We start from the raw sequence: 16,048 nt of genomic DNA on the forward strand, positions 1-16,048 counted from the left end.
GATGGCCTGTTGAATCTGCCTATCGGCTTTAATGAAAATCTCGGCTTGGGAACAACCGCTTTGCCTGATCGCGTGGATGCATGGCCCGGGCGGGATGGCGGGCGGTTTTGGGGGTGTCATCCGCGCGGGGGCCTTCGGTGGTTAGGGCTTCGGGTTGGGGGTGCCCTAATTCGGACAGTCTGTAGGACAGATCCTCAACCTTCTGCGCGATCAGATGCACCACGATGCCTTCACGTTGCAGATAGCCCGTGACGCGCAAGAGCCGCCCGCCCATGACCGAGCGCCGGAACCGCTCGTACACTTTGGGCCAGACCACCACATTGCTGACACCCGTTTCATCTTCCAGCGTCAGGAAAATCACACCCGAGGCCGTGCCGGGGCGTTGCCTTGTGATGACCAGACCGCAGACACTGTGCTGACCCAAGGGTATGTCTTGCAGGGATGCATGGGTCACAAGACCCGGAAGTGTGGGGCGCAGCAGCTCCATCGGGTGGGCGCGCAGGCTTAGCCGAGTTGAAACATAGTCCTCAACCACCTCTTCGCCCAGTTGCATGTTCGGTAACTGGATATCTGGTTCATCAATGCGTTCCCCATCAATCGGATCATTAAACAGGGGCAAAGGCTTGGGGCTTTGGATCGCCTTGACCTGCCAAAGCGCATCACGCCGGTTCAGACCCATATCGGAAAACGCATCTGCCTCGGCCAGACGCATCATCACATCTGGACGCAGACCCGCGCGCAGCCACAAGGCTTGCGGATCCGGGTAGCCATTGCCACGCGCCGCGGCGATCCAACCCGCATCCTCTTTCTTGAACCCTTTGATCTGACGAAACCCCAGACGCAGCGCCAGCGCACCATCGGCACGACGTTCCAGCGTGTTATCCCATTCGGAGTGATTTACACAGATTGGACGGGTTTCCACTCCATGTTCGCGCACATCCCGCACAATCTGGGCAGGCGCATAGAACCCCATTGGCTGCGAGTTCAAAAGCGCGCAGGCAAAGACCGCCGGGTGGTGGCATTTCATCCAGGCCGAGACGTAAGCCAGCATCGCAAAGGCCGCCGCGTGGCTTTCGGGGAAACCGTAATCGGCAAAGCCCTCGATCTGGCCAAAGCAGCGGTCGGCGACCTCGGCACTATAGCCGTTCTTCAGCATGCCGGTGACGAACTTGTCGCGGTATTGCCCAATGGTGCCCATCCGCCGGAACGAGGCCAGCGAACGGCGCAGGTGGTCGGCCTCTTCCGCCGTGAAGCCCGCGCCGACCACGGCGATCTGCATCGCCTGTTCTTGAAACAGGGGGACGCCTAGGGTGCGGCGTGTCACCTCTTCCAGTTCGGGGCCGAAAGGTTCGGGTTGCTCAAGCCCTTGGCGGCGCTTGATAAAAGGCTGCACCATGCCGCCCTGAATGGGGCCGGGGCGGACGATGGCGACCTCGATCACCAGATCATAGAAGGTTTGCGGCTTCATCCGGGGCAGGAAGTTCATCTGGGCGCGGCTTTCGACCTGAAATACCCCGACCGCATCGGCGGCACACAGCATGTCATAGGTGGTGGGATCTTCTTGCGGGACGGTGGCGATGCTCAGGTCCATCCCTTCGAATTCGTCCAGCAGAGCAAAGCTTTTGCGCAGGCAGCTGAGCATTCCCAGTCCCAGAATATCCACTTTCAGGATGCCCAAGGCGTCGATGTCATCCTTGTCCCAACAGATGACGGTGCGGTCCTCCATCGCGGCGTTTTCGATCGGGGCGAGCTCATCCAGCCGCCCGCCCGTTATGACGAACCCGCCCACATGCTGGGATAGGTGGCGGGGGAAGCCGATGATTTCGCGGATCAGATGGATGGTCTGCATCAGGCGGCGGTCGTTGGGGTCCAGTCCCAGCTCGCGGATGCGGTCCAGATCAACGCCACCATTGCTCATCCCCCAGATCTGCCCCGACAACCCGGCTGTGACGTCCTGCGACAGGCCCATCACCTTGCCCACCTCGCGGATGGCCGCACGGGTGCGAAAATGGATCACGGTGGCACACAGCCCGGCGCGGTGGCGGCCGTATTTTTCATAGATCCACTGGATCACCTCTTCGCGCCGTTCATGTTCGAAATCCACGTCGATATCCGGCGGCTCGCCCCGGTATTTCGAGATGAAACGTTCAAACACCATCGCGATCATATCGGGGCTGACATCGGTGATGCCCAGAAGATAACAGAGGATCGAGTTTGCTGCCGACCCACGCCCCTGGCACAGAATGCCCTGTGATTTGGCGAATTGCACAATGTCATGCACGGTCAGGAAATAGGCGGGGAAATCCAGCTCTTTCACCACAGCCAATTCCTTGGCCATCAACTCCAGAGCCCGGTCCGGAGGGCCGTCGGGATAGCGGCGGCGCAAGCCGTCCTGCGCCAACCGCTCTAGCCGCTCGAACGGGGTTTCCCCTTCGGTTTCTTCATGCGGGTATTCGTATGAGAGCTCACCCAGATCAAAGCTGCATTTATCCGCGATCTCTATTGTCCGACGCAGGGCTGCCGGATGGGTGTGAAAGACCCGCGCCATATCGGCCCCTGCTTTTAGGCGGCGCTCACCATTCGCAAGCGCGCGGGTGCCGATTTCATCAATGGTGATATGTTCGCGCAGACAGGTCAGCACATCTGCCAGCTGACGGCGGGACGCGCGGTGCATCAGAACATCCCCCACCGCCACCATCGGGGCAGACGCCCTTTGCGCGGCCTGTGCGCAGGTGTTCAGATAGGCCTGATCACTGCCATCATAACGCGGTGCCGCCCCCAAAAAGACGTGACCCGGAAAATGTCGCCCTAGGCTGCGAAGCTCGGAAACCGCATCCTTTAATCCGCCCTGCGGCAGGGCAATCAGGATCATGCCTTTGCAGGCGGGGATCATATCCTTTCTGTAAAGGATGCATTCCCCTTTCTCGGCCCGTCGCTTGCCAAGCGTCAGAAGCCGCGTGAGCCGCTTATACGCCGCCCTGTCGCGCGGCAGGGCGATCCAGTCCACTGAACTGTCCTGCAACACCAACCGGCAGCCGACAATCAGCTTGGGTAACGGTGCCGTATCGGGCTTCGCCAGCGGATCACTCTGCCCTCTGGGCTGCCGGGACGAGCTATCCACCCTCTGTTGTGATCGGATCTGGACCACATCCTGCGTTTCACGCCGAAGTTCCCTGAGCGCCGACCACGCGCGCACCACCCCCGCCAATGAATTGCGATCCGTGATGGCAATGGCCGACAGCCCCAATTCAGCAGCCCGCACCACCAGTTCCTCGGGATGCGAGGCCCCGGTCAGGAAGGTGAAATTCGTGGTGACGCAAAGTTCGGCATAGGAACTTCCCTGCGCTTGCAGGCTGCGCAGATGGGGCGGCGGTGGGGTCATGCGAATTCTCCCTGCACGAACCAACCCGGATTTTGCGGCGTATAAAATAGCCATAGCCTGCGCCCTTCGCGCGTCTCTACCCGCCAGTAATCGCGCAGACCTGAACGCCAGTTCTCATCCCCAAGCCACCATTCTGGCGCGATACGCTCTGGTCCAGTGGCGCGCCCCGTGGTCAGGGGCATCCGTCGCCAACGGAACCGCGCTGGCGGGCGAGACCCGCTGGCGGAAATGGGTTCGGGCGGAAAGAGGATCAGGGGGCGCGGGTTCAGGCTGCTCCATCCCGCTGCCGGTTCAGAATAGGCGGCGGGTGCGATGATAAAACTGCGCTCTGGAATATGGCTGTCAGCCGGCAGGAAACGATGGATGTTTTCCAATCCGATCCGCGTGCCAAGTCGACTGATCAGATCGTCCAGCCTGTCTTCTCTTCCGTCTGACACATGGCTGATTTGTTGTATCGGAACAGCGTCAACTTGCGTGGCTTCCAAGCGCAGTTGGTCGATGCCAAACCCCGCATCAATCTCGCTCAATCCGCGCTCGAACAGGGACAAAATACGTTTGGGGTCGCGCAATGGTCGCGCCAAACGCAGTTCAACGAGTTGCTGGTCCTGATCAACGCGGCGCAGGGTGAGGCAAAGTTTGCGCGCACCCATTTCTTGTGCCTTCAGTTTCGCGCAGAGTTTTGACAGCAATCGCTCTGTCCCAGCCATCACATCGGCGAGCAAGCCAATCGGTTCGGGCAAGGTTATGCGCACCGCATAGTGGGGAGGGTCGGCATCGGGTGAGATCTGTTCGGGCTGTGCGCCCAAGGCCTGATCTAATCGCAACAGCAGGCCAGGCCCAAAGCGGCGGGTCAGCGGCGCACGCGCGGCATTGGCCAGATCACCAATGCTGCGCAGCCCCAGACGTTGCAATGCAATCGACATATCCTCGTCGATCCGCAAACCTGCCACCGGCAGATATTTCAAGGCGGCCAGCATATCCCCGCTTGGGGCAATCCCCTCGTCATAATGCGCCAAGGCCCAGGCCGCCCCGCGCGTATCGGCACAGCCAATCTGCACAGATAGCCCTGCGCGCATCAAATGCATGCGCATATCAGCCAGCATAGGGGGTTCGCCGCCAAACAGATGTGTGGACCCGGCGACATCCATCACCAACCCATCCGCACCCTCTGTCCCGACCCATGGGCAATAGCGCGTGGCCCAACGGCATAGGGCGCGCAGGAAGCGGAAATCTTGTTCCGGTTCGGCTGTCCGGCTTTGTAGGTTTGGGCAAAAGGCACGTGCATCCGCATAGGGCATCCCCGGATGCAGCCCCTGCTGTGCTGCCGCTTGGTTCAGGCAATAAATCCGATTGGCATTATTCTGTTTGAACGTCAGGGCAAATGGCCCGTCGATCGGGCGTTGGCGTAAAACCCGCTCACTTGCGAGGCGGGGGAACCACAAAGAAACGACGCGACGCTTTATCCCATCGAACATGCCAGACATCCAATGTTCCTGATTTGTTCTTAATAAGCTCCCACCGTTGTAGAGTCGAGTCCTCGGCGCCTGTCTGGGGGTCGAAGACTGGCGTGCAGCGCCAGCGCGTTTCCACGGCATTGCTGCCCATTCCTTCGGGAATAATCGCCAATCCGGTGGCGTCCCCATCCCGCGCGGCAAGCTGCAACCGCCGCCCCTCGGTCAAACCAACAGGTTGGCTAAGCTGCATTATAACCAGCGACACCGCCCCCGAACGCAAGGCCTCCTCGGCCACTGCAAGTGTTTCCGTTTGGTTTTGGGTGATGCAGCGGATCAACCGCGAAGGGTTTGTGAAATCGGCAAAGCCAGCAGGGTTGATCTGACTGGTTTCCCAGTTTTCGCGAATCCACATCGCTCCCCCGCTTAAACGCGTCGCGAGCATAAAAGCAAACATATACGCTCCGGGCCCGCATACCTCATGTGTGCGGGTTCTGGCAGGAGGGAAGAATGGAATCTCTGCATGTTGCATGGGTAGAATGTATTGGTAAGCACTTGGGCCAGACAATACCGGACATTGGTACAGTTGCGGCGAAAGATAAGACCTCGTCAGTCCAGAAATGAGACCCGTACCAATTCTTAGATGCCGCGTCAAAGGCTTGCATTGATGTAGGGCGATGATTTTAATGCATTAAATGGTGCCCGGGGGCGGAATCGAACCACCGACACGAGGATTTTCAATCCACTGCTCTACCCCTGAGCTACCCGGGCACGGGTGAACGTTTTATCGTTCGGGTGGGCGCGTTTTAGTCGTGGGGGTCGGCGGTGTCCAGAGGGAAAAGTTGGTTTTTCGAAGGTTTTTCAGTGCGGCTTCAAAGTTTCGCGCGAAAGGGCCTGAGACATGGCTTCTGCGGCCTCGTCCAGATCCTCGGGACTGTCGGCGGGGACGGCGTAAGAGCCGTTCAGCCAGCGACCCAGATCAACATCAGCGCAGCGCTTCGAGCAAAAGGGGCGATACTTGGGATCCGTGTCTTTTTCGCAGATGGGACAAGCCATTAGCGTTTCTCCAGACAGCGCGACAGGGGTAGGCGTTCGCGTTTGCGCTGCAGCTCGAACAGGCCCAGTTGCGTCCATCCGACCATGGCGGTTTCGATGCCCTCGGCTTTCAAAGCCGCGCGCAGAACCTGTTCCAGCTGGCGGCGGTCTTTTTTGGGGCAGGGGGCGAAATCGACGACGATCTGGCCGCCCAAGCCCCGGCATCTCAGCGCGGCGGGCAGCGCACGGGCTGCGGCAATGTTGGCCTTCAGACCCGCCGCCGGGCTGGTGTCTCCGCCCGTGTTGACGTCCACGGTCACGAGCGCGCGGGTGGGCTCAACGAACATCGAGGCGCCACCGGATAACCGCACGAACGCCCCTCGGGCGGCGTCGATCATCTCGTGCACGTTATGGCGGTCAAATGCGCCCTCAGCGGCGTCCAACTGGTCCGGTTCGGGCCATTCACGCCACGCAAGCTCGTGCGGGTCGGGGCCATCGACCAGAAGCTCCGCATCGCCTTCGGAATCAGCCAGCACCGCGCGGCTGAGGTCGAGCATGGCTGCAATGTCTGCCGCCACATCATCGTCCGCGCCCTTTTCGGCGACCGAACGAATGATCAGGCCTTCTTCGGCGTCGCCCATGACTTCATGCGCGATTTCCAGCAGACGCACACGGGCCTCGTCATCGCGAATCGCGCGGCTGACATTTATGCCAGGCGCGCCGGGGGTGACGATGGCATAGCGGCTTTTAAAGAGAACTTTTTGCGTGACCGGAACAGCCTTGCCGTCTTCGCCAAAGCCCGTGACCTGCACCAGAATGCGTTCGCCTGGTTTCAGACCCTTGCCTTGACGCAGGAAGCCCGTCTGTCCGTCGGGAAGACGCAACATCATACCGCCTTGGCCCTTCAGGGGGCGATCACAGATGGCGCGGAAAATTGCACCGGGCAGCACCACGCCCTCGGGCGGTTCGATCAGCAGATCGGTTAGCGCCCCGTCAGTGATCTGAGCTGCGGCCATGCGGCCTTCATAGGTATCAAGCGCAATCACGCTGCCCTTCATGTCTCTGCTCCGTATAGGGGGAAGCCTGCGGCCTGAAGTAGCCCGGCGGTCTCCGCAACGGGCAGCCCGACTACGGCGGTATAGCTGCCCTGAATCCATGGGATGAACGCGCCTGCGGGGCCTTGGATGGCGTAACCGCCCGCTTTGCCCTGCCAGTCGCCGGTGGCCAGATAGCCATTCAGCTCTTCATTCGACAGACGCTTCATTTTGACATCGGTCACCACATCACGCGCCCAGGTGCCGGTGGCATTGCGCACCACGACCGAGGTGATGACCCGGTGACGGCGCCCAGACAGGGCCAGAAGGAACTCGGCGGCCTGGGCTGCATCTTCGGGCTTGCCCATGATGCGGCGGCCCAGCGCGACGGTGGTGTCGGCACACAGCACGACCTCGTCCGCAGCGACAGACATCGCGGCAGCTTTCGAGGCCGCAATCCGGCGGCAATAGTTCAATGGAAGCTCGCCCTTTTTGGGCGTCTCATCCACATCCGGCGGGCGGATGTCGTCAGCAACAAGGCCGAGCTGCCCCAGCAACTCGGCCCGTCTTGGGCTGCCAGAGCCCAGAATCAGTTTAAGACGCGTCATGCGCGACGGCGCTTACTTGAAGCGATAGTTGATCCGACCTTTGGTCAGATCATAGGGGGTCATTTCGACCTGCACCTTGTCGCCAGCCAGAACGCGGATGCGGTTCTTGCGCATCTTACCTGCCGTGTGAGCGATGATCGTATGGCCGTTCTCTAGCTCGACCAGAAATGTCGCGTTCGGCAGGAGTTCCTTAACGACACCGGGAAATTCGAGCAGTTCTTCCTTGGCCATGTTCACTCCTGTATTTTCACCCACCCATCGTGGGCGCCTACTAAATGGGGGGAAACGTCCCGGTTTTCAAGGGAATTCGGCAGGGAAGCCAGATTTGCTGCCTACGTCATGCGTCGTCGGCGTCACGCCGAAGAGTCATCCTTTGTCGGAGTGCCAAACCGTTCGATTATCCGGTCGCGAATCTGATCCCGCGCTTGCCGGTAATTCATCAGCTTTTCGTCACGTCGTGTGCCCAGACCAGTAGGGTCAAGGATGGGCCAGTATTCCACGTCCAGATGGAACACGCGCGTCAATTCCAACGCACGGCGTTGGCTTGCAGGGGACAATGCGATGATCAGGTCAAAGCTGGACAGGTCGTCGCCCCATTCTTCCATCTGGTCAAAGCTGCGTACCCGGTGGCCGGACAGCTGGATCCCCAACTCTTCGCACACCGCGACAGAAAACCCGTCGATATCGAGCTCGCTGTGTACGCCAGCAGATTGCACATAGATGTCATGGCCGTAAAACGCCTTCATCATCCCTTCGGCCATCGGTGACCGCACAGAATTGTGGTCACAGCAAAACAGCACGGACTGAGGACGTTCACCGCTCAAGCTTACCCCCAGTGCAACACGCAGATCAGGGTGAACAGGCGGCGGGCGGTGTCGATGTCGATGTCTGCCTTGCCCTCAAGACGTTCCTGCAACACGCGCGCACCTTCATTGTGAATGCCGCGCCGCGCCATGTCGATGGCTTCGATCTGGCTGGGAGGCAGCTTTTTCACGGCGTCGAAATAGCTTTCGCAGATCGCGAAGTAGTCCTTCACAACCTGACGGAATGGGCCAAGCGACAGGTGGAATTCACCCGCCGGATCACCCGCTTCGGTCTTGGCGTCGACCACCAGGCGTTTCTCGCGGATTGCTAAGGCCAGATGATAGGGACCATCCGGGGCGGGCTGATCGCCGCGCGGGGCCAGATCAAAGCTGTTGTCTTCCAACAGATCGAAAATCGCGACTTTGCGCTCCTGCTCGATTTCGGGCGTCGGGGCGGCAAGGCCGGTATCATCTATTTCGATATGGGTGATGCGGTTCGTGGTCATTGGCACTATCTGAGGGTCAATCGTTAAGGGCGTCAAGCCTTGCGCGCACGGATAGGCCGTGGGCTTCAAGACTTTCGGAAATGGCGAGGGTTTCTGCGGCGGGGCCAATGGCGGCCAGCGCGCCGGGTGTCATACGCGCCAAAGTGGTGCGTTTCAGAAAATCCATCACCGACAGGCCCGAGCTGAAGCGGGCCGAGCGCGCTGTGGGCAGCACGTGGTTGGGGCCGCCGACATAGTCGCCGATGGCTTCAGGCGTGAATTTGCCAATGAAAATGGCGCCTGCGTGGACGCATTTGTCCGACAGGGCTTCAGGGTCGGCTACGCAGAGTTCGAGGTGCTCGGGCGCGATGCGGTTCGACAGCGCGGCGGCCTCGTCCAGATCGCGTACTGTGATCACCGCGCCAAAGTCGCGCCAGCTGGCACCTGCGATCTGACGCCGTTCCAGCGTTTCCAGACGTGCGGTGACCGCATCGGCCACTTTCTGACCGAACGCTTCGTCGGTGGTGATCAGAATCGATTGGGCGCTTTCGTCGTGTTCGGCCTGGCTCATCAGGTCCAAGGCCAGCCAATCGGGATCATTGTCCGCATCCGCAATGACCAGAATTTCCGAAGGCCCCGCGATCATGTCGATGCCCACCTTGCCGAACACGCGGCGCTTGGCGGCGGCCACAAAGGCATTGCCCGGTCCGGTGATCTTGTCCACGGGCGCGATGGTGTCGGTGCCATAGGCGAGTGCGGCTACAGCCTGCGCACCGCCAATGCGGTAGATCTCGTCGACACCGGCGATCTTCGCGGCCAGCAACACCAACGGGTTCGAGATCCCGTCGGGCGTGGGCACGGTGATCGCCAGACGATCAACGCCTGCAACCTTCGCCGGGATGGCGTTCATTAGGACCGAGGAAGGATAGCTCGCCAGCCCGCCGGGGACGTATAGACCCGCGGCAGAGACGGCACTCCAACGCCAACCCAAATCGGCCCCGCTGTCGTCGGTCCAGCGCTGATCCTCGGGCATCTGGCGGGTGTGATAGGCGCGGATGCGCTCGGCAGCCAATTCAAGGGCTGCACGATCTTCGTCCGAGACCTTGGCGCATTCCGCCTCGATCTCGGCTTCCGAGAAGCGCAGCGTGGCGGGTGTCAGCTCCAGCCGGTCGAATTTCGAGGTCAGGTCGATCACCGCCTGATCCCCACGTTCGCGCACATCGGCAATGATATCCGCTACGGCAGCATCCACATCTGGGCTGTCCTCGCGCTTCATCGACAGAAGCGCGGTGAAACGGGCCTCGAAATCGGCGGATGTGCTGTTCAGAAACTGGGGCATGGCGCTCTCCTTTGCGCCGTTTTAGCTGCGGCGCGGCATTGCTTCAAGCGGGCAGGGGGATCACTCAGTTAGATCGTGCGTCGGCGTGTGTTTCGACGGCGCAATGTAAGGCCGGGTGACGTCTTGAAGGGTCACGTCCAGCGCTTCGACATCCAATGCAATCGCACCGTCGCCCGCCAGTACCAACTCGATCCGGCCCATCCCGTCGTCGCCGGGCGCGAAGGACAGGGACAAAAGTGACAGGATCATGTCCTTGTCGCCCTTCTGAACGCCTTGGCTTTGCACTTTTAGAACATCCGTCACGGACAGCACCGATTGCACGCGTTCGACGGGGCGGCCACGTGCCTCGGCGGCTTTTTTGTCTTCCCAGCGGAAACGGTTGATCAGCAGCGCAAAGCGGCGTTGCGCGGGGTTCCACGAGATTTCGGACGCGGGAAATACCGCGTCCTGCGTCAGGGCCGAAACCACCGCAAGATCTTCGGCATCCAGCGCCACCAGCTTCAGGGCGTTCTCGCCACCATCTTCGAACCGTGCATCTTGCATGTCGGTCACTCCTTCACGCGTTCGACCTTGGCCCCGATCGAGGACAGTTTGCGCACAACTTTCTCGTATCCGCGATCAAGGTGATACACGCGGCTGACGACGGTTTCGCCTTCAGCAGCCAGACCGGCCAGAATCAGCGACACAGACGCACGCAGATCGGTCGCCATCACAGGCGCCCCTTTCAGCTTCTCAACACCATGTACGGTGGCCGTGCCGCCATGCACTTCGATATTCGCGCCCATGCGCATCAATTCGGGGGCGTGCATGAAGCGATTCTCGAAGATGGTTTCATGCAGGGTCGAGGTGCCCTCGGCCGTACACAGCATTGCCATCATCTGCGCCTGAAGGTCGGTGGGGAAGCCGGGGAAGGGTTCGGTCGTGACGTCCACGGCAGAGACGCGGCCATTGCGGCGCGCAACCTTCAGGCCGCGTTCGGTCTCTTCCACGTGGATGCCCGCCGCGTCCAGCTTCTCGCAGAAGCTTTTGACCAACGAGATCTTCCCGCCCAGGCATTCCACCTCGCCACCCGCAATGGCCGGGGCCAGCATGTAGGTGCCAAGTTCAATACGGTCGGTGACAACGGGGTGAGTCGCGCCGTGCAGGCGATCCACGCCCTGAATGACGATTTCCGAGGTGCCGTCGCCGTCGATCTGGGCGCCCATCTTGCGCAGGCAGTCAGCCAGATCGACGATTTCCGGTTCACGAGCGGCGTTGCGAATGACGGTGGTGCCTTTGGCCAGGGTCGAGGCCATCAGGATGTTCTCGGTCGCGCCAACGGAAGCAAAGGCCAGCTCGATCTCGGCACCTTTCAGGCCGCGCGGCGCCTTGGCGTGCAGATAGCCGTCTTTCAGCTCGATCTCGGCGCCTAGTTTCTCAAGCCCATGAATGTGCAGGTCCATCGGACGGGCGCCAATGGCGCAGCCGCCGGGCAGGGACACAACTGCATGGCCCAGACGGGCCAGCATTGGTCCCAGCACCAGATTCGACGCGCGCATCTTCCGCACGATGTCATAATCTGCGACGTGGTTGTCGAGGTTATGGCTGGACATGGTCAGAACCTGCCCGTCTTGCATCGAGGCAGCCTCGGCGCCAAGGCTTTCAAGCAGTTGGGTCATCGTCTTGATGTCCGACAGACGCGGGGCGTTGGTCAGGGTCAGAGGCTCGTCCGACAGAATCGTCGCGGGCATCAGGGTCAGACAGGCGTTTTTCGCTCCCGCAATCGGAATTTCTCCACGCAGCTCGCTGCCGCCGGTCACTACAATCGAATCCATGTACCTGCCTTACCTTTAATCTTGTTCATTTTTTGCCGCATCATCGTCGGATGCAGCCCGTGCCTTGGCCTGCGCCTTGCGCCGACCCATATTCGCTTTCAACGCCGCCTTCAGCCGCGCTTCGCGATCCGCCCCTTTTTTTGTGGGCTTTTGAGGTGTGTTTTTCCGCTCCATGGGCTCTTCTGTAACGCGGAATGAAAAAAGGGTCCAGAATACCCTTGCACCCGTCAGCGAATACGTTTAGTCAGCCGCTCACGATAGGACGCTGTGGTAGCTCAGTGGTAGAGCGCACCCTTGGTAAGGGTGAGGTCGGGAGTTCAATCCTCCCTCACAGCACCATCGTACACTTCCCGAAATGGATGGTTCAGACACAGCGATGCGCACGCATTTCTGGTGTTCTGTGCGCCCAAATAGAAACGCGCGGACCATTGCCGCGCGTGACTGTGATTCGACCTGTGTCGCGCCCGTTAGCCCACGATCAGCTGCTTCAGTTGCAGGGCCTCGTGCTCAACTTCGTTCAAACGATGGGTGATGACGTCGCCGATGGTGACCATGCCAATCGGTCCGGTGTCGTCCATCACAGGCATGTGGCGGAACTTCCCGTCGCTCATGCGTTTCAGGACCGAGACCAAGGGGTCGTCTGTGCCACAGGTCTGCACCTCTTTGGTCATCACGTCTTCGACCAGTTGGGGCAGGGTCTGGCCCGGCGTGTCGGCCAGTTTCCGCACAATATCGCGTTCCGACAGGATGCCACACAGCGCGCCGGTGCTGTCGGTCACGACCAAGGCGCCGATTCGTTTGTCGCGCAGGATTTCGACGGCACGGCCCAAGGTCTCTTGCGGACGAATGGCGATCACATCGCCGCCCTTGTTGCTCAGGATGTCCCCAACCACGGCGGTTTTCGCCTTGAGATTGCTGGATGGATCCTGGCTTTGGCTTTTCGATCCTTTTTGATCCTGACGCATGGGGGCCTGATACGATGTGGGCATGTTTTGCTGTCCTCCCTGAGCAGTTGCGGTATGCACATAGAGGAAGCATAACCCAGCCAATCGATTTCAGGAGATAAAAAATGTCGCAGCTTGCACTTTCATCCCCGGTCGCGACGGTGATCTTCGTGTTGGCCTGCTTTTGTGGCTATCAATATCGACGGGTTTGGAAGACCGAAGGTCCACGCTATTTGCTGTGGATCTACGGCGTTCTGACAGCCGCTGGGCTGCTTGTTTTGGGATTTGTCCCCTTGGCTGGGGCAGGCTAGGGGTAGGGGCCCCTAAGTCGATATTCCAGCGTGCGGCTTAGCTTTCAGCCTGCATCTGCTCCAACATCTTCTTTTTGCGCGGGCACTGTGTCAGGCGATCGCGAAGGGGGCTGTTGGGATCAATTTCTTTGCTGCACACAACGCATTGATCCGCATCGCTGATGGCGTTCAGGCCACCGCAACTGCCTTTGATCGTCTTGCCTGCCATGATTACGCCAAGGGCCATGCCCAGCATGATGACAAGAAGCGCGCCGAAGGTCAGAAGGAAGGTGGCCATGAAGCTCTCCGATTGTTACGCGGTCAGGCGCGTGAAGGCGTCGCTTGCGGACGATTTGAACTGCAGGCTCGACGCCTCAGTGTCGCGCTCGACAAACAGGACAGCAACGTCGTGCGCTGCGGCGATTTCCAGACCACGCTCGCGGCCCAGGATCAGCATCGCGGTTGCCCAAGCGTCTGCCATCATTGAGTTTTCTGCCAAAACAGTGGACGAGGCCGTGCGGTGCGTGATCGGCTGGCCGGTGGCCGGATCAATCACGTGCGAATAGCGCTGACCGTCTTTCTCGAAATAGTTGCGATAGTCCCCGGACGAGGCCAGACCCAGACCCGAGATGCCAACCACATCAAAGATGCCGTTGTTCAGCGACGCGGGCGTCTCGATCCCGATCTGCCAGGGCAGACCATCGGGGTTGCGGCCCGAGGCGTACAGGTCGCCGCCGATCTCAACCAGGTAATCGGTGATGCCGAAGCTTTCCAGCGCCTGACCCACACGGTCGGCACCATAGCCCTTGCCGATTGCTGCCAGATACACCTGTGCGTCGGCTTGTTTCTTCTGCAGTGCGTCGGCGCCAACGCTGATGGTATTGTGGTGACCCACAGCGGCCAGCGCGTTGTCGATCTCGGCCTGCTGCGGCATCGGGCGCTTGCCCGGAGCACCAAAGCCCCACAGTTCGATCAGCGGGCCCATCGTGGTGTCGAAGCGGCCTTCGCTGGCGGTATATACGGTGTCGGCAGCCTTCATCACATGTGCCAGTTCGGGCGAGACCTGAACCGGTGCGGTGTTGGTTGCGGCGTTGAAGCGCGAGATCTCGGAATTGGCGTCCCAGTTCGACATCTGCTGGTTCACTTCCGCCAGCGCGCCGTTGATGGCGGCCTTTACGTCAGCTTCGTTCACGCTTTTCGAAGAATCGATCGCGACCACATTATATGTGGTGCCCATGGTCAGGCCCGACAGGTTAAAGACACGAGCGGCAGACCCTTTGCACGCGGCCAAGGCCAGCGGCATGAACAGGATGGAACGGCGTGAGAATTTGATCATGTCGGGCACAGGAGAACCTCTTTCAGTCGCGAACTGGTCGTATTTGAATGTTCAGTGAGGCTTGTCTTAGACAATAATGGTCTTTTCAACAAGAAAATGACCTAAACTTTGTAAAAAGACCCTTTCGACCGCGCCGTACATATTGCATATAGCTGCAAGTCAATCTGAAGAGGTGAACACTGTGCAGCGGTTTAGGCTACGCAAAGGATTGAATATTCCGATCTCTGGTGCGCCCAAGGCGGGCGTCGAACAAGGGCCGTTACCGCAATCGGTTGCCATTCTTGGTGATGATTACATCGGCTGGAAACCACGTATTCTGGTCGCTGAAGGTGATGTGGTTGGGGCAGGCACCCCGATTCTTCTCAGCAAGGACATGCCGGACGTGCAAGTCGTGTCGCCGGTGGCGGGTACAGTCAAAGCCATCAACCGCGGCGCACGTCGTAAGCTGATCAGCATCGAGATTGACGTGAAGGACGGCGCAGCGCCTGCCGTTGACTTCTCGTCGGTCGGTGATGTGGCAACGCCTGAAGGTCTGACCCAGCGCCTGTGCGCCGCCGGTCTGTGGACCGCGTTCCGCACACGTCCTTATTCGAAAGTCCCCGATCCGGGCACCCGCCCGGCTGCGATCTATGTAAACGCTATGGATACCGAGCCGCTGGCCGCTGATCCTGCCGTGATCATCGCAGAAGATGCCGAGGCATTTGCCAAGGGTTTGGAAGCTGTGGCTTCGCTATGCGACGGCAAGACCTATCTGTGTCAGGCCGATGGCGTGACCCTGCCGGGTCAAGACATCGCCGGTGTGGACGTTGCGGCCTTCGAAGGCCCGCACCCTGCCGGTCTGGCCGGCACGCATATGCATTTCCTTGAGCCGCCCCGCGCGGACAAGACGGTTTGGACCATCGGCTATCAGGACGTGATCGTCATTGGCCGTTTGCTGACCACTGGCACTTATGATGCGTCCTGCATCATCTCGCTGGCGGGTCCTGCCTGCGCCAACCCGCGCCTGATCCGCACCATTGCGGGCGCCTCGATGGCTGATCTGTCGGCTGGCGACATTCCCTCCGATCTGCCGGTGCGCATGATCTCGGGTTCGGTCCTTAGCGGTCGGGCAGGCGAGGGCGCAAACGGCTATCTTGGCCGCTATGCCCGCCAGATCACCCTGATTGAAGAGGACAAGAAGCAGATCCCGATGGGTTGGATCCGCCCGATGTTCGCCAAATACGCGGTTCAGCCGGTTCTGGGTTCGGCCTTTGCCAAGCGCGAGTTCCCGCTGACCTCGAACCTGAACGGCGGTCGCCGCGCGATGGTGCCTACCGGCACGTTTGAAGAGCTGATGCCGCAGGACTTCCTGCCCACCCAGCTTCTGCGCGCGCTTCTGGTGATGGACACGGATCAGGCACAGGCGCTGGGTGCGCTTGAACTGGACGAAGAGGATCTGGGCCTTGTCGGCTTTGCCTGTCCTGCGAAATACGAATACGGGATGGCGCTGCGCGACAGCCTGACGAAGATCGAGAAAGAGGGGTAGAC

General features: G+C 60.2%; 18 protein-coding genes and 2 tRNA genes. 3 read left to right on the forward strand and 17 right to left on the reverse strand.

What is annotated here, in order from left to right; all coding sequences use genetic code 11:
• Positions 1–28: 28 nt before the first annotated feature.
• The 14 genes from Q0677_RS08500 to Q0677_RS08565 form a co-directional block, all read right to left on the reverse strand.
• Positions 29–3,382, reverse strand: coding sequence for an error-prone DNA polymerase (locus Q0677_RS08500; RefSeq protein WP_298908423.1), 3,354 nt, complete (start codon positions 3,380–3,382; stop codon positions 29–31).
• Positions 3,379–4,857, reverse strand: coding sequence for a DNA polymerase Y family protein (locus tag Q0677_RS08505; RefSeq protein ID WP_298909116.1), 1,479 nt, complete (start codon positions 4,855–4,857; stop codon positions 3,379–3,381). Before Q0677_RS08505 ends, Q0677_RS08500 begins: the two co-directional genes overlap by 4 nt.
• Positions 4,799–5,365, reverse strand: a complete 567-nt coding sequence (locus Q0677_RS08510) for a hypothetical protein (RefSeq protein ID WP_298908425.1) — start codon at positions 5,363–5,365, stop codon at positions 4,799–4,801. The genes Q0677_RS08505 and Q0677_RS08510 overlap by 59 nt, the downstream gene beginning before the upstream one ends.
• A gap of 164 nt (positions 5,366–5,529) precedes the next feature.
• Positions 5,530–5,604 (reverse strand) — tRNA-Phe (locus Q0677_RS08515).
• A 90-nt stretch (positions 5,605–5,694) separates the two neighbouring features.
• Positions 5,695–5,889 (reverse strand): DNA gyrase inhibitor YacG, encoded by a 195-nt coding sequence (gene yacG / locus Q0677_RS08520; protein WP_298908427.1) that lies wholly within the window; start codon positions 5,887–5,889, stop codon positions 5,695–5,697.
• Positions 5,889–6,926 carry a ribonuclease E/G gene (locus Q0677_RS08525; RefSeq protein ID WP_298908429.1) on the reverse strand — a complete coding sequence of 346 codons (1,038 nt, stop codon included), beginning with the start codon at positions 6,924–6,926 and terminating at the stop codon, positions 5,889–5,891. Before Q0677_RS08525 ends, yacG begins: the two co-directional genes overlap by 1 nt.
• Positions 6,923–7,510, reverse strand: coding sequence for a nucleoside triphosphate pyrophosphatase (locus tag Q0677_RS08530; RefSeq protein ID WP_247093843.1), 588 nt, complete (start codon positions 7,508–7,510; stop codon positions 6,923–6,925). Before Q0677_RS08530 ends, Q0677_RS08525 begins: the two co-directional genes overlap by 4 nt.
• Before the next feature lie 12 nt (positions 7,511–7,522).
• A complete protein-coding gene (infA, locus tag Q0677_RS08535) occupies positions 7,523–7,741 on the reverse strand; it encodes a translation initiation factor IF-1 (RefSeq protein WP_008186030.1) in 219 nt (72 codons plus the stop codon).
• 122 nt (positions 7,742–7,863) lie between these two features.
• The gene (locus Q0677_RS08540) at positions 7,864–8,334 is read right to left on the reverse strand and encodes a low molecular weight phosphatase family protein (RefSeq protein WP_247093845.1); all 471 of its coding nucleotides are present in this window, start codon (positions 8,332–8,334) and stop codon (positions 7,864–7,866) included.
• A 2-nt stretch (positions 8,335–8,336) separates the two neighbouring features.
• Positions 8,337–8,819 (reverse strand): UPF0262 family protein, encoded by a 483-nt coding sequence (locus Q0677_RS08545; RefSeq protein ID WP_133489381.1) that lies wholly within the window; start codon positions 8,817–8,819, stop codon positions 8,337–8,339.
• Positions 8,820–8,835: 16 nt separating this feature from the next.
• Positions 8,836–10,137 carry a histidinol dehydrogenase gene (hisD, locus tag Q0677_RS08550; protein ID WP_298908439.1) on the reverse strand — a complete coding sequence of 434 codons (1,302 nt, stop codon included), beginning with the start codon at positions 10,135–10,137 and terminating at the stop codon, positions 8,836–8,838.
• A 60-nt stretch (positions 10,138–10,197) separates the two neighbouring features.
• On the reverse strand, positions 10,198–10,680 hold the full coding sequence (locus Q0677_RS08555) for a DUF2948 family protein (RefSeq protein ID WP_298908441.1): 483 nt from the start codon (positions 10,678–10,680) through the stop codon (positions 10,198–10,200).
• A 5-nt stretch (positions 10,681–10,685) separates the two neighbouring features.
• Entirely contained in the window at positions 10,686–11,951 is a 1,266-nt protein-coding gene (gene murA, locus Q0677_RS08560) for a UDP-N-acetylglucosamine 1-carboxyvinyltransferase (RefSeq protein ID WP_298908443.1), read from the reverse strand.
• 15 nt (positions 11,952–11,966) lie between these two features.
• Positions 11,967–12,125: a hypothetical protein gene (locus Q0677_RS08565; RefSeq protein ID WP_298908445.1), complete on the reverse strand. Its 159-nt coding sequence runs from the start codon at positions 12,123–12,125 to the stop codon at positions 11,967–11,969.
• Positions 12,126–12,215: 90 nt separating this feature from the next.
• Here Q0677_RS08565 and Q0677_RS08570 point away from each other — a divergent pair.
• Positions 12,216–12,290 (forward strand) — tRNA-Thr (locus Q0677_RS08570).
• A gap of 128 nt (positions 12,291–12,418) precedes the next feature.
• On the opposite strand, the gene Q0677_RS08575 is transcribed toward Q0677_RS08570, so the two are convergent.
• On the reverse strand, positions 12,419–12,940 hold the full coding sequence (locus Q0677_RS08575; RefSeq protein ID WP_133489389.1) for a CBS domain-containing protein: 522 nt from the start codon (positions 12,938–12,940) through the stop codon (positions 12,419–12,421).
• Between the two features lie 80 nt (positions 12,941–13,020).
• Here Q0677_RS08575 and Q0677_RS08580 point away from each other — a divergent pair, with 80 nt between their 5' ends.
• Entirely contained in the window at positions 13,021–13,206 is a 186-nt protein-coding gene (locus tag Q0677_RS08580; protein ID WP_133489391.1) for a hypothetical protein, read from the forward strand.
• Between the two features lie 37 nt (positions 13,207–13,243).
• On the opposite strand, the gene nqrM is transcribed toward Q0677_RS08580, so the two are convergent.
• Together nqrM and Q0677_RS08590 are read right to left on the reverse strand one after the other, a co-directional pair.
• Positions 13,244–13,483, reverse strand: coding sequence for a (Na+)-NQR maturation NqrM (gene nqrM, locus Q0677_RS08585; protein ID WP_298908454.1), 240 nt, complete (start codon positions 13,481–13,483; stop codon positions 13,244–13,246).
• A gap of 15 nt (positions 13,484–13,498) precedes the next feature.
• Entirely contained in the window at positions 13,499–14,521 is a 1,023-nt protein-coding gene (locus tag Q0677_RS08590; RefSeq protein WP_298908457.1) for an FAD:protein FMN transferase, read from the reverse strand.
• 181 nt (positions 14,522–14,702) lie between these two features.
• Here Q0677_RS08590 and Q0677_RS08595 point away from each other — a divergent pair, with 181 nt between their 5' ends.
• Entirely contained in the window at positions 14,703–16,046 is a 1,344-nt protein-coding gene (locus Q0677_RS08595) for a Na(+)-translocating NADH-quinone reductase subunit A (protein ID WP_298908459.1), read from the forward strand.
• Positions 16,047–16,048 lie beyond the last annotated feature (2 nt).

The sequence above is a fragment of the uncultured Aliiroseovarius sp. genome, from assembly GCF_947492455.1.
GTDB lineage: Bacteria > Pseudomonadota > Alphaproteobacteria > Rhodobacterales > Rhodobacteraceae > Aliiroseovarius.

Excerpts from the sequence above, each read along its gene's own strand:
- murA (WP_298908443.1), bottom strand. The coding sequence starts at position 11,951 with ATGGATTCGATTGTAGTGACCGGCGGCAGCGAGCTGCGTGGAGAAATT.
- yacG (WP_298908427.1), bottom strand. The coding sequence starts at position 5,889 with ATGGCTTGTCCCATCTGCGAAAAAGACACGGATCCCAAGTATCGCCCC.
- Q0677_RS08545 (WP_133489381.1), bottom strand. The coding sequence starts at position 8,819 with ATGACCACGAACCGCATCACCCATATCGAAATAGATGATACCGGCCTT.
- Q0677_RS08500 (WP_298908423.1), bottom strand. The coding sequence starts at position 3,382 with ATGACCCCACCGCCGCCCCATCTGCGCAGCCTGCAAGCGCAGGGAAGT.
- Q0677_RS08575 (WP_133489389.1), bottom strand. The coding sequence starts at position 12,940 with ATGCCCACATCGTATCAGGCCCCCATGCGTCAGGATCAAAAAGGATCG.
- Q0677_RS08555 (WP_298908441.1), bottom strand. The coding sequence starts at position 10,680 with ATGCAAGATGCACGGTTCGAAGATGGTGGCGAGAACGCCCTGAAGCTG.
- Q0677_RS08565 (WP_298908445.1), bottom strand. The coding sequence starts at position 12,125 with ATGGAGCGGAAAAACACACCTCAAAAGCCCACAAAAAAAGGGGCGGAT.
- hisD (WP_298908439.1), bottom strand. The coding sequence starts at position 10,137 with ATGCCCCAGTTTCTGAACAGCACATCCGCCGATTTCGAGGCCCGTTTC.
- Q0677_RS08505 (WP_298909116.1), bottom strand. The coding sequence starts at position 4,857 with ATGTTCGATGGGATAAAGCGTCGCGTCGTTTCTTTGTGGTTCCCCCGC.
- infA (WP_008186030.1), bottom strand. The coding sequence starts at position 7,741 with ATGGCCAAGGAAGAACTGCTCGAATTTCCCGGTGTCGTTAAGGAACTC.
- Q0677_RS08580 (WP_133489391.1), top strand. The coding sequence starts at position 13,021 with ATGTCGCAGCTTGCACTTTCATCCCCGGTCGCGACGGTGATCTTCGTG.
- Q0677_RS08510 (WP_298908425.1), bottom strand. The coding sequence starts at position 5,365 with ATGCAACATGCAGAGATTCCATTCTTCCCTCCTGCCAGAACCCGCACA.
- Q0677_RS08530 (WP_247093843.1), bottom strand. The coding sequence starts at position 7,510 with ATGACGCGTCTTAAACTGATTCTGGGCTCTGGCAGCCCAAGACGGGCC.
- nqrM (WP_298908454.1), bottom strand. The coding sequence starts at position 13,483 with ATGGCCACCTTCCTTCTGACCTTCGGCGCGCTTCTTGTCATCATGCTG.
- Q0677_RS08590 (WP_298908457.1), bottom strand. The coding sequence starts at position 14,521 with ATGATCAAATTCTCACGCCGTTCCATCCTGTTCATGCCGCTGGCCTTG.
- Q0677_RS08525 (WP_298908429.1), bottom strand. The coding sequence starts at position 6,926 with ATGAAGGGCAGCGTGATTGCGCTTGATACCTATGAAGGCCGCATGGCC.